This is a genomic window from Variovorax sp. E3 (genome assembly GCF_016082275.1).
In the GTDB taxonomy this organism is placed as follows: Bacteria; Pseudomonadota; Gammaproteobacteria; order Burkholderiales; family Burkholderiaceae_C; genus Variovorax.
The window spans coordinates 1-11,441 of record NZ_MOWM01000204.1 but is presented as its reverse complement, the minus strand read 5'-3'; the positions used below and the strand labels follow the sequence as shown (position 1 = coordinate 11,441).

Sequence of the window (11,441 nt, the reverse complement as noted above, 5' to 3'; positions counted from 1 at the left end):
GGGCAGCGTCATGCCGACCACGCCGCCCTTCGAGGCGGCATAGGCGGCCTGGCCGATCTGGCCGTCGTAGGCCGCGACCGAGGCGGTCGAAATCAGCACGCCGCGCTCGCCGGTGGCTTCGGGCTCGTTCTTGCCCATGGCGTCGGCCGCCAGGCGGATCATGTTGAAGCTGCCGATCAGGTTGACCGTGACGGTCTTGCTGAACACGGCCAGCGCGTGCGGCCCGTTCTTGCCCACGGTCTTCTCGGCCGGGGCGATGCCGGCGCAGTTGACCAGGCCGACCAGCTTGCCCAGCTTGAGGGCGGCCGCCACCACGGCCTGGCCGTCCGCTTCCTGGCTCACGTCGCACTTGACGAACACGCCGCCGATGTCCTTGGCAACGGCCTCGCCCTTGTCAGCCTGCATGTCGGCGATGACCACCTTGCCGCCGTTGGCCGCCAGCATGCGCGCCGTGCCTTCGCCGAGGCCCGAAGCGCCACCAGTCACGATAAAAACCTTGCCGTCGATCTGCATTGAAAGTCTCCTGAGATGAGCCTTGCATTATCGAAGACGCCCGGCGGGCTAAAAAAAAGGCTCATCCGAAGATGAGGCCCTGAATTGGATCCGTGAGGACCCAAGGAGACAACTGGTGGTGGTCGGCGGCTTAGCGCTTGCGCGAAGCGGTCGCGGTCTTCGCGGCGGCGACGGCTTGGGTCGACACGGCGTTGAAGTTGGCTTCGGCGACGTCCGACGCTTGCTTGACGGCCTTTTGAACCGATTCGAAAGCGTTGTTGGCGGCAGCCACGGCGCTCTTCAGCACGGCGACGGCGGTTTCCGAGCCGGCGGGGGCGTTCTTGGAAGCGCTGTCGACCAGGCCGACGAAGGCTTGCTGGGCTTCGGTGGCCTTGGCTTCGAAAGCCTTGCCGAATTCGGCGCCGGTGCCTTGGGCGATGTCATACAGGTGACGGCTGTAGGCAGCGGTCTTTTCAGCCAGGGGCTGGAACAGGCTGGCTTGCAGCGTCAGCAGCTCTTGGGCGTCCTTGACGCTCAGGGCGGCTTGGGCGGTGCTCTGGGCTTCGGCCAGGGCAGCCTTCGAAGCGGTCACGTTCAGTTCGACCAGCTTTTCGACGCCTTCGAAGGCCTTGGTGGTCAGGCCGAACAGGGTTTCGAGGTTGGCTTTTTGGGCGGCGAGGATTTGGTCAGCGGTCAGGGCCATTTGAGAATCTCCAGAAGGGATGATTGAGTGGTCGGTTCACGTTGCGCTGTCTCGCCGTCTATGTTGCGGTGCAGCATGGCCTCAAGTATAGGCAGCTGAGTTTTGCGATCAAGGGGTTTTTGCTGCCCCGCAGCAATTTAGAACCCGCCTTCTAAATTCGGCCCGCCACCCGAGAATGCGGCCCATGCGCGCTTTCTATTCCGGCCAGTTCGTCCTGCCCCTGCCCGCGGGCCACCGCTTTCCCATGTCGCGCTACGCCATGCTGCGCGACCGCCTGCTCGAGCAGTTGCCCGCCGTCAGCATGGACACGGCCCCGCGCGCCAGCGACAGCGAACTGGCGCTGGCCCACACCGCCGAATGGATTGCCGACGTCAGCGCGGGCAATGTCAGCCCCCAGGCGATGCGCGAGATCGGCTTTCCCTGGAGCGAGGCGATGGTCGAGCGCTCGCGCCGGTCGGCCGGCGCCACCATCGCGGCCTGCCGCGTGGCCTTCGCGCAGGGCGTGTCGGCCAACATGGCCGGCGGCACGCACCACGCCTACGCCTGCAAGGGCAGCGGCTTCTGCGTCTTCAACGACGCCGCCGTGGCCGCCCGGCTCATGCAGGCCGAGCGCGCCGACGCCGGGCAGCCGCTGAAGGTGGCGGTGATCGACCTCGACGTGCACCAGGGCAACGGCACCGCCAGCATCTTCCAGGACGACCCGAGCGTGTTCACGCTGTCGCTGCACGGCCAGAAGAACTTTCCCTTCCGCAAGGAGGCGAGCGACCTCGACGTGGAGTTGCCCGACGGCTGCGGCGACGCCGACTACCTCGCCGCGCTGGAGCACGCCCTGGAAGAACTCGACCGGCGCTTTTCCCCCGGCCTCGTGATCTACCTCGCCGGTGCCGACCCCTTCGAGCGCGATCGGCTGGGCCGCCTCAAGCTGAGTTTCGACGGCCTCGAGGCGCGCGACCGGCGCGTGTTCGACTGGGCCTGGCAGCGCCGCCTGCCGGTGGCTTTCGCGATGGCCGGCGGCTACGCCAGCGACATCGCCGAAACGGTGCAGGTGCAGCTGGGCACCTTCAGGGTGGCGCTGGACTACTGGCGCCGCTGGCAAAATGCCGCGCGATGAGCGCCACCCCCACCAAACCCACACCGCACGCGCGCGCCGGCTACCGCGCCTTTCGCAGCATCCCGACGCGCTGGGCCGACAACGACATGTACGGCCATGTCAACAACGTCGTCTATTACAGCTGGTTCGACACGGCGGTGAACGCGCTGCTCATCGAGCGCGGCGCGCTCGACATCCACGGGGGCCAGACCATCGGTTTCGTGGTCGAGACCCAGTGCAACTACTTCGCGCCGATCGCGTTCCCGCAGACGGTGGAGGCGGGCATCCGCGTGGCGCAAGCCGGCCGCTCCAGCGTGCGCTACGAGATCGCGCTGTTCGCCGAGGGCTCGGACACCGCCGCCGCGCAGGGCCACTTCGTCCACGTCTACGTCGACCGCGCCACCCAGCGCCCGGTGCCGCTGCCGGACGCCCTGCAGCAAGTGGTCGACTCGCTCAAGGCCTGAAAACACCGCCCAACGACAAACGGCGCCCGAGGCGCCGTTGATCTTTTGCAGGCTGGCGGACCTTACATGGCCTTCTTCATGGCCTTGATGTCGGCCTTGCCCTGGGCTTCGTCGGCCTGGGCCTGCTTCACGCAGGCAGCCTTGGCGTCACCCTTCTGGTCGTCGCACTTTTCCTTCGCGACTTCGTAGGTGGCCTTCACCTTTTCTTCAGCCACCTTGCGGGCGTGGCTGTCGCTCGGCTGGTATTGCTGTTCCAGCTCGGCCTTGGCCACGTCTTCCTTGCCCTTGGCTTCCTTCTGGCAGACGTCCTTGGCGTTGTCCTTCATGGTGTCGCACTGGGTCTTGGCGACCTTGTAGTCGGCCTCGATCTTTTCCTTGGCGACCTTGTACTCGTCCTTGGTCATCGCGCTGGCTTGCGTGGCGACGAAGCAGGTGGAGGCGAGGGCGAGCATGAGCAGATGTTTTTTCATTTGATTTTCCTTCGAGGGAGTGGATGAAATTCGGGTCGGGGTGAAAGACTCAGTAGCGTTCGAACCAGAGGGCGTCGGGCGTGCGGCCGTCGCGCGATTCCCAGTCCTTGACCTGCTTTTCGGCTTCGTCGCGGCTGATGCCGTGGCGTTCCTGGATGCGGCCGAGCAGCTGGTCGCGCTTGCCAGCGATGACATCGAAGTCGTCGTCGGTCAGCTTCCCCCATTGCTCCTTGACCTTGCCCTTGAGCTGTTTCCAATTGCCTTCGATGGTGTCCTTGTTCATGCGAATCTCCTTGCTGAGGTTGATTCGGCGGGCTGTTTCGCCGCCGTGAAATCAATGTCGCCCGCGGCATTTACCCGAGCGGTAGGACGTGCTGTTCAGGCCCCGTAGGCAGAGGCCGACGCGCCCCGTGATAATCGAACGGACGCCGAAAGTTTGAGACACCGCAGCACCGCATCGCACAGCACCGCGTACAGCACCATGATCATTCACAGCCTGCTCGACACCGACCTCTACAAGTTCACGATGATGCAGGTCGTGCTGCACCACTTTCCCGGGGCCCGGGTCGAGTACCGCTTCAAGTGCCGCAACCCCGGCGTCAACCTGGCGCAGTTCGCGGGCCAGATCCGCGACGAGGTGCGCAGCCTGTGTTCACTGCAGTTCCGCGACGCCGAACTCGCCTACCTGCGCTCCATGCGCTTCATCAAGAGCGACTTCGTCGACTTCCTGGGGCTCTTCCGGCTCAACGAGAAGTACATCAACATCATTCCCCAGCCCTCGGGCGAGCTCGAGATCCGCATCAAGGGGCCGTGGCTGCACACCATCCTGTTCGAGATCCCGGTGCTGGCCATCGTCAACGAGGTCTACTTCCGCAACACGCAGAAGAAGCCCGACTTCGACGAAGGCCGCCGCCGCCTCGAAACCAAGATCTCGCAGCTGCAGGACGAAGGCCTTTCCGACCTCAAGATCGCCGACTACGGCACGCGCCGCCGCTTCTCGAAGGACTGGCACGAAGAGGTGCTGCGTACCCTGACCGCGCGCCTGGGCGCCGTCACCCCGCCGGCGGTGCAGGCTCCCACGGGCGCGCGGCTGCCGCAACTGGCGGGCACCAGCAACGTGCTGTACGCCATGAAGCTGGGCCTGATTCCGCTGGGCACCATGGCGCACGAATACCTGCAGGCCTGCCAGGCGCTCGGCCCGCGGCTGCGCGACAGCCAGATCTTCGGCTTCGAGAGCTGGGCGCGCGAGTACCGCGGCGACCTGGGCATTGCGCTGTCCGACGTGTACGGCATGAACGCCTTCCTGCGCGACTTCGACCTGTACTTCTGCAAGCTGTTCGACGGCGCCCGCCACGACAGCGGCGACCCGTTCCAGTGGGGCGAGCGCATGCTGGCCCACTACATCGCCAACCGGGTCGACCCGCGCACCAAGACGCTGATCTTCAGCGACGGCCTCACGGTGCCGCGCACCATCGAGCTCTACCAGCAATTCCGGGGGCGCTGCCAGCTGGCCTTCGGCATCGGCACCAACCTCACGAACGACGTGGGCTACGAGCCGCTGCAGATCGTCATCAAGATGATCCACTGCAACGACCAGCCGGTGGCCAAGCTGTCGGACACGCCATCCAAGAACATGTGCGAGGACGAGAAATACCTGGCCTACCTGCGGCAGGTCTTCGAGATCGAACAACCCCCCGTTTGAAGGCTGTACCCATGCTCCGCACCGCCCCCGTCTGGTACGGTACGGCCCCATGAAAAAGCCTCTTCGCCTTGCAGCGGCCGCGCTGCTGCCGCTGATGTTCCCCGCGCTGGCCATGGCCGCCGAGTTCAACGGCGCCACGCTGTCGCCGCTGTGGGGTGTGCCGTTCGCCGGCATCCTGTTGTCGATTGCGCTGTTCCCGCTGCTGGCGCCCAGTTTCTGGCACCACCACTACGGCAAGATCGCGGCGGTCTGGGCGCTGGCCTTCCTGCTGCCCTTTGCCGCGACCTACGGCGCGCCGCTGGCCGGCGCCCAGCTCGTGCATGCGATGGTCGAGGAGTACATCCCGTTCATCATTTTGCTCACGGCGCTGTTCACGGTGGCGGGCGGCATTCACATCCGGGGCAACCTGCATGGCGCGCCCGGGCTCAACACGGGCATCCTGGCCATCGGCGCCGTGCTCGCGAGCTTCATGGGCACCACCGGCGCGTCGATGCTGCTGATCCGGCCGCTCATTCGCGCCAACGACAACCGCGTGCACCGGGTCCATGTGGTCGTGTTCTTCATCTTCATCGTCTCCAACGCGGGCGGCTCGCTCACGCCGCTGGGGGATCCGCCGCTGTTCCTGGGCTTCCTGAAGGGCGTCGACTTCTTCTGGACCGCGAAGAACATCCTGCCCGACACGCTCTTCATCGTGGGCGTGCTGCTCGCGCTGTTCTACGTCATCGACCGTCACTACTACCGCAAGGAAGGCGTGCTGCCGGTCGACCCGACGCCCGACACCAAGCGCATCGGCTTCGACGGCGCGGTCAACTTCTGGCTGCTGGGCGGCGTGGTCGGCTTCGTGCTGCTCAGCGGCTTCTGGAAGTCGCCGGTCAGCTTCGACGTCTTCGGCACGCACGTCGGCCTGCCGGGCCTGGTGCGCGACGTGGGCCTGATCGCCATCACGCTGCTGTCGCTGAAGATCACGCCGGCCAAGGTGCACGCCGACAACCAGTTCGAATGGGGCCCGATGGCCGAGGTGGCCAAGCTGTTCGCGGGCATCTTCCTGACCATCATCCCGGTGATCGCGATGCTCAAGGCCGGCACGCAGGGCCCGTTCGGCGCCATCGTCTCGGCCGTGACGCGCGCCGACGGCCAGCCCGACCCGGCGATGTACTTCTGGGCGACGGGCGTGCTGAGCTCGTTCCTGGACAACGCGCCGACCTACCTGGTGTTCTTCAACACCGCGGGCGGCGACCCGGCCGCGCTGATGGCCACCTATGCCACCACGCTGGCCGCCATCTCGGCGGGCGCGGTGTTCATGGGCGCCAACACCTACATCGGCAACGCGCCCAACCTCATGGTCAAGGCTATCGCCGAGAGCCGCGGCGTGCCCATGCCGAGCTTCTTCGGCTACATGGCGTGGTCGGTGAGCATCCTGGTGCCGCTGTTCATCATCTCCACCTTCATCTTCTTTCGCTGACCCCCTTCTTTCGAGCAAGAGACAACAACACCATGAGCAAGCCCAAGATCCTGGTCGCGCGCGCGATCTTTCCCGAGACCATCGAGCGCCTGTCGCAGCACTTCGAGGTCGAGTCGAACCAGTCCGACGAGAGCTGGAGCAAGGACCAGCTGATCGCCAAGCTGCAGGGCAAGCAGGGCGCCTTCACCACCGGCAGCGAGCGCATCGACACCGCCGTGCTCGACGCCTGCCCCGACCTGAAGATCTGCGCCAACATGGCGGTGGGCTACAACAACTTCGACGTCGACGCCATGGCCGCGCACGGCGTGCTGGGCACCAACGCGCCCGACGTGCTGACCGAGACCACGGCCGACTTCGGCTTCGCGCTGCTCATGGCCACGGCGCGCCGCATCACCGAGAGCGAACACTTCCTGCGCGCGGGCAAGTGGCAGAAGTGGAGCTTCGACATGTTCGCGGGCTCCGACATCCACGGTTCCACGCTCGGCATCATCGGCATGGGCCGCATCGGGCAGGGCATCGCGAAGCGCGGCGCGCACGGCTTCGGCATGAAGGTGGTCTATCACAACCGCTCGAAGCTCGACGCCGCGCTCGAAGCCGAGTGCAAGGCCAGCTACGTGAGCAAGGAAGAGCTGCTCAAGACGGCAGACCACGTGGTGCTGGTGGTGCCGTATTCGGCGGCCTCGCACCACACCATCGGCGCGGCCGAAATCGCGCTGATGAAGCCGACCGCCACGCTGATCAACATCGCGCGCGGCGGCATCGTCGACGACGCGGCGCTGGCCGTGGCCCTGCGCGAGAAGCGCATCGCCGCCGCCGGCCTGGACGTGTTCGAGGGCGAGCCCAAGGTCCACCCCGACCTGCTGACCGTGCCCAACGTGGTGCTCACGCCGCACATCGCCAGCGCCACCGTGCCCACGCGCCGCGCCATGGCCGACCTGGCGGCCGACAATCTCATTGCGTACTTCGGCGGCAAGGGACCGCTGACGCCCGTGACGCCTGTTCCTCCCGTGTCCGCCACCCCGAAGTAAGCGTCGACACCCAGACCTTGGACACTTCGCTGATTCTGATCGGACTGGCCGTACTCGCGGTCATCCAACTCGTGCTGGTGATCTGGCTGCTGGCCCGCCGGCAGCCTCCCGCGGACCACGGCGACCTGCTTCGCGTGCTCGCCGCCATGGGCTCGGCCAACGAGCGCACCGAGCGCGAGCTGCGCAACGACATCGGCGAAAGCTCGCGCGGCGCGCGGCAGGAAACCGTGCAGGCCTTCGCCACCTTCCAGCGCGCGCTGGTGCAGCAGGGCGCCGAAGCCACGCGCACGCAGAACGCACAGCTGGACGCCTTCTCGCTGCAGCTCGCGTCGCTGCAGAAGACCTTGGCCGACACGCTCAACACGCAGCTGCAGGGCCTGAGCGAATCGAATGCGCGCCGCCTGTCGGAAGTGCGCGCGACCATGGAAACCCAGCTCGCGCAACTGCAGCAGACCAACGCCGCCAAGCTCGACGAAATGCGCAAGACCGTCGACGAGAAGCTGCAGAGCACGCTCGAAACGCGCCTGGGCGAGAGCTTCAAGCAGGTGGCCGACCGGCTCGAGCAGGTGCACAAGGGCCTCGGCGAAATGCAGACGCTGGCCGTGGGCGTCGGCAGCCTGCAGCGCGTGCTGACCAACGTGAAGACGCGCGGCGTGTTCGGCGAAGTGCAGCTGGAGGCGCTGCTCGAGCAGGTGCTCACGCCCGACCAGTACGCCAAGCAGATCGAGACCAAGCCGCGCAGCGGCCAGCGTGTCGACTTCGCCATCCGCTTTCCGGGGCGGGGCGAGGAGGGCGCGCCGGTGTGGCTGCCCATCGACGCCAAGTTTCCGCGCGACGACTACGAGCGCCTGATCGACGCGCACGAGCGCGCCGATGCCGCCGGCGCCGAGCTGGCCGCCAAGGCGCTCGAAGCGCGCATCCGCACCGAGGCCAGGTCGATCGCCGACAACTACCTCGCGGCGCCGCACACCACCGACTTCGCGATCCTCTTCCTGCCAGTCGAAAGCCTTTACGCCGAAGTGCTGCGCCGCCCCGGCCTGATGGACGCCATCCAGCGCCAGCATCGCGTGACGCTGGCCGGACCGACCACCTTGCTGGCCATGCTCAACAGCCTGCACATGGGCTTTCGCACGCTCGCGCTGGAGCAGCAGGCCTCCGAGGTCTGGAAGGTGCTGGGGGCAGTGAAGACCGAGTTCGAGCGTTACGGTGAATGGGTCTCGCGCATCAAGGAGCAGGTGGCCAAGGCCTCCGACACGCTCGACAAGGCCGACACGCGCGCCAAGCAGATGCGCCTGGCGCTGCGCAAGGTCGAGGCCCTGCCCGAAGCGCAGTCGCAGGCGCTGTTGCCGCCCACCGCCGACAGCGAGGGCGACGACACCCCGTGAAAGGTTCAGAGCTTCTTCGTGTCATCGGCGCTCAGGTCTGCCTGCATGCCACCATGGCCGGCATGCGCCTGGCCACACCGCTGCTGGCGCTGCAGCAGGGCTACAGCGCCGCCGCTGTCGGCGTGCTGATTTCGCTGTTCGCGCTGACCCAGGTGTTTTTGGCGCTGCCCGCGGGGCGCTTTGCCGACCGGCACGGGTTCAAGCGGCCGCTGTGGCTGTCGGTCATCGCGGCGGCGCTCGGCGCTGGGCTGGTGGTGGTCTTTCCGATCTTTCCGGTGATGTGCCTGTCGGCCCTGCTGACCGGCGGCGCCACGGGCGCGACCGTCATTGCGCTGCAGCGGCACGTGGGCCGCTCGGCGCACGATGCGACGCAGCTCAAGCGCGTGTTCAGCTGGCTCGCCATCGCGCCGGCCGCGGCCAATTTTGTCGGGCCGTTCCTGGCCGGCATGCTGATCGACCACGCGGGCCGCGCGCCCGCGGACATGCTGGCGTTTCGCATCTGCTTCGCGGTGATGGCGGGGTTGCCCGTCATCTGCTGGTTGCTCGCGCGCGGCGCGCACGAACCGCCGCGCACGCCGCCGGTGGCGGGCGCGCGCCCACGCGGGCCTGGGACCTGCTGCGCGAGCCGATGTTCCGCCGCCTGCTGTTCGTGAACTGGCTGCAGTCGTCGAGCTGGGACGTGCATGCCTTCGTGCTGCCGGTGCTGGGGCACGAGCGGGGCATCAGCGCGTCGGTGATCGGCTCGATCCTCGGCGCCTTCGCGGTGGCCGCGGCCGTCATTCGCGTGGTGCTGCCGCTGATCGCCTCGCGTGCGTCGGAGCGCAGCGTGATCCTTACCTCGACCGTGATCACGGCGCTGATGTTCGCGATCTATCCGCTGCTCGATTCGGCCTGGACCATGGGCGCGTGCTCCGTGATGCTCGGGTTCGCGCTCGGCGCGGTGCAGCCGATGGTGATGAGCATGCTGCACCAGATCACGCCGCACACGCGGCACGGCGAGGCGCTGGGCCTGCGCCTCATGACCATCAACGCATCGAGCGTGGCCATGCCGATGCTGTTCGGCTCGCTGGGCGCGCTGATCGGCATCGCGGGCGTGTTCTGGGTGGTCGGCGGCGTGCTGGCGGTGGGCGCGCGCGCTACATGGGGTTTGAAGGTCTGACCTGGCGATGGCGGCAAACCCACTTTCTCAAATGCGATAAATTCTCATTTGATTGACATTTAACTGACTTGAAGTCAGTATCGGCGCCTTCTTCAACGACCTTGAAGGCGTCCATGGACTCCCACATTCCGGCGGCGGCCGACCCGCGCCGCCGCCTTGCGCTCGTCGCCGCCGTGTACCTCGGCAGCTTCATCGCCACGCTCGACGTGAGCATCGTCAACGTTGCGCTGCCCACCTTGCAGCGCGCGCTTTCCACCGACCTGGCCGGCCTGCAGTGGGTGATCGACATCTACGCGCTGTGCCTGTCGGCATTCATGCTTTCGGCCGGCCCGCTCGGCGATCGCTACGGCCGCAAGCGCGCGTGGCTGGCGGGCGTGATCGTGTTCACCATCGGTTCGGCGATGTGCGCCATGGCCGCCAACCTGCCCACGTTGCTGGCGGGGCGGGCGGTGCAGGGCGTGGCCGGCGCGCTGCTGATTCCGGGCGCGCTGTCGCTGCTGGCGCATGCGTTCCCCGAGCCTGCGAGCCGGGCGCGGGTGATCGGCGGCTGGTCGTCGTTCACGGCGCTGTCGCTGATCCTCGGGCCGATGCTCGGCGGGCTGCTGGTGGACCACGCGGGCTGGCAGAGCATCTTCCTCATCAACCTGCCGATCGGGCTGCTGACGGTGGGGCTGGGGTTGTGGGGCATCCAGGAGACTTCGCACCCCGAGCACGCGGCGCTCGACCCGGTCGGGCAGGTGCTCAGCGTGCTGTGGCTGGGCGCGCTGACCTACGGGCTGATCGCGGCGGGCGAGCACGGCTGGGGCTCGGTGCAGGCGGCCTCGGCGCTGGTCGCGGCGGTGATCGGGCTCGCGCTGTTCCTGATGGTGGAGGCGCGCGTGGCGCGGCCGCTGCTGCCGCTCGGCTTGTTCCGCGACGCGCGCTTTTCGGTCACCAACTTTGCGTCGTTCGTGCTCGGGTTCTCGTCGTACGCGAGCCTGTTCTTCTTCTCGCTGTTCCTGCAGCAGGTGCAGGGCTGGTCGCCCAGCGACACCGGTTGGCGGCTGGTGCCGCAGTTCGTGGCGACGGGTGTTGTCGCGTCGCAGTTCGGCCGCCTCGCGCGGCGCTTCGACGTGCACACGCTGATGGTCGCGGGCTACACGCTCATCGGCGGCTCGATGCTGCTGCTGACGCTGTTCTCGGCCGACACGCCTTATGTGTTGCTGGCGCTGCTGTTCGTGTTCCTCGGCGCGGGCGCGGGGCTCGCGGTGCCGGCCACCAGCACGGCCGTGATGGCGTCGGTGCCGGCCCAGCGCTCGGGCATGGCCTCGGCGACGATGAACGCGCTGCGGCAAGCCGGCATGCTGATCGGCATCGCGCTGCTCGGCACGTTGATGAGCACGCGCGCCACGTCGCTGCTGGCCGATGCGCTCGCGCAGGCGGGCATGTCGTCGGGGGCGCAGCAGGCGGCGACGGCGGCCGTGGGGCGGCACGACCTGCGTGCGCT

General features: G+C 67.2%; 11 protein-coding genes and 1 pseudogene. 8 read left to right on the top strand and 4 right to left on the bottom strand.

Translation table 11 applies throughout. The features are described 5' to 3' along the window. Together BMG07_RS37115 and BMG07_RS37110 are read right to left on the bottom strand one after the other, a co-directional pair. Window positions 1-513, bottom strand: a 513-nt coding sequence (locus tag BMG07_RS37115) for an SDR family NAD(P)-dependent oxidoreductase (protein ID WP_198088674.1), incomplete at its 3' end; no start/stop codon positions are given. 130 nt (window positions 514-643) lie between these two features. Then, the gene (locus BMG07_RS37110) at window positions 644-1,195 is read right to left on the bottom strand and encodes a phasin family protein (protein WP_198088673.1); all 552 of its coding nucleotides are present in this window, start codon (window positions 1,193-1,195) and stop codon (window positions 644-646) included. 175 nt (window positions 1,196-1,370) lie between these two features. On the opposite strand from BMG07_RS37110, the gene BMG07_RS37105 reads away from it, so the two are divergent. Both BMG07_RS37105 and BMG07_RS37100 read left to right on the top strand, forming a co-directional pair. Next, window positions 1,371-2,306 (top strand): histone deacetylase, encoded by a 936-nt coding sequence (locus tag BMG07_RS37105; RefSeq protein WP_198088672.1) that lies wholly within the window; start codon window positions 1,371-1,373, stop codon window positions 2,304-2,306. Then, on the top strand, window positions 2,303-2,749 hold the full coding sequence (locus BMG07_RS37100; protein WP_198088671.1) for a thioesterase family protein: 447 nt from the start codon (window positions 2,303-2,305) through the stop codon (window positions 2,747-2,749). The genes BMG07_RS37105 and BMG07_RS37100 overlap by 4 nt, the downstream gene beginning before the upstream one ends. Window positions 2,750-2,811: 62 nt before the next feature. Here the strand turns inward: BMG07_RS37100 and BMG07_RS37095 are convergent, their stop codons facing one another. Both BMG07_RS37095 and BMG07_RS37090 read right to left on the bottom strand, forming a co-directional pair. Beyond that, a complete protein-coding gene (locus BMG07_RS37095) occupies window positions 2,812-3,219 on the bottom strand; it encodes a hypothetical protein (protein WP_198088670.1) in 408 nt (135 codons plus the stop codon). A 49-nt stretch (window positions 3,220-3,268) separates the two neighbouring features. Continuing rightward, window positions 3,269-3,502 (bottom strand): CsbD family protein, encoded by a 234-nt coding sequence (locus BMG07_RS37090; RefSeq protein WP_057590415.1) that lies wholly within the window; start codon window positions 3,500-3,502, stop codon window positions 3,269-3,271. A gap of 198 nt (window positions 3,503-3,700) precedes the next feature. On the opposite strand from BMG07_RS37090, the gene pncB reads away from it, so the two are divergent. From pncB to BMG07_RS37060, 6 genes and pseudogenes are all read left to right on the top strand, one after another. Further along, window positions 3,701-4,921 (top strand): nicotinate phosphoribosyltransferase, encoded by a 1,221-nt coding sequence (gene pncB, locus BMG07_RS37085; RefSeq protein WP_198088669.1) that lies wholly within the window; start codon window positions 3,701-3,703, stop codon window positions 4,919-4,921. A gap of 49 nt (window positions 4,922-4,970) precedes the next feature. Then, complete coding sequence (locus tag BMG07_RS37080; RefSeq protein WP_198088668.1) at window positions 4,971-6,383, top strand: sodium:proton antiporter; 1,413 nt, start codon at window positions 4,971-4,973, stop codon at window positions 6,381-6,383. 32 nt (window positions 6,384-6,415) lie between these two features. Then, window positions 6,416-7,411, top strand: a complete 996-nt coding sequence (locus BMG07_RS37075; protein WP_198088667.1) for a D-glycerate dehydrogenase — start codon at window positions 6,416-6,418, stop codon at window positions 7,409-7,411. Window positions 7,412-7,428: 17 nt separating this feature from the next. Then, window positions 7,429-8,796 carry a DNA recombination protein RmuC gene (locus BMG07_RS37070; RefSeq protein WP_198088666.1) on the top strand — a complete coding sequence of 456 codons (1,368 nt, stop codon included), beginning with the start codon at window positions 7,429-7,431 and terminating at the stop codon, window positions 8,794-8,796. Continuing rightward, window positions 8,793-9,955, top strand: a pseudogene (locus tag BMG07_RS37065) (MFS transporter). Before BMG07_RS37070 ends, BMG07_RS37065 begins: the two are co-directional and overlap by 4 nt. Window positions 9,956-10,068: 113 nt before the next feature. Continuing rightward, on the top strand, window positions 10,069-11,441 hold a 1,373-nt coding region (locus BMG07_RS37060; protein ID WP_198088665.1), incomplete at its 3' end, for an MFS transporter.

What these genes read in the sequence shown, in the direction of transcription:
- BMG07_RS37095 (WP_198088670.1), bottom strand. Translation starts at nt 3,219, where the DNA reads ATGAAAAAACATCTGCTCATGCTCGCCCTCGCCTCCACCTGCTTCGTC.
- BMG07_RS37075 (WP_198088667.1), top strand. Translation starts at nt 6,416, where the DNA reads ATGAGCAAGCCCAAGATCCTGGTCGCGCGCGCGATCTTTCCCGAGACC.
- BMG07_RS37100 (WP_198088671.1), top strand. Translation starts at nt 2,303, where the DNA reads ATGAGCGCCACCCCCACCAAACCCACACCGCACGCGCGCGCCGGCTAC.
- pncB (WP_198088669.1), top strand. Translation starts at nt 3,701, where the DNA reads ATGATCATTCACAGCCTGCTCGACACCGACCTCTACAAGTTCACGATG.
- BMG07_RS37090 (WP_057590415.1), bottom strand. Translation starts at nt 3,502, where the DNA reads ATGAACAAGGACACCATCGAAGGCAATTGGAAACAGCTCAAGGGCAAG.
- BMG07_RS37080 (WP_198088668.1), top strand. Translation starts at nt 4,971, where the DNA reads ATGAAAAAGCCTCTTCGCCTTGCAGCGGCCGCGCTGCTGCCGCTGATG.
- BMG07_RS37110 (WP_198088673.1), bottom strand. Translation starts at nt 1,195, where the DNA reads ATGGCCCTGACCGCTGACCAAATCCTCGCCGCCCAAAAAGCCAACCTC.
- BMG07_RS37105 (WP_198088672.1), top strand. Translation starts at nt 1,371, where the DNA reads ATGCGGCCCATGCGCGCTTTCTATTCCGGCCAGTTCGTCCTGCCCCTG.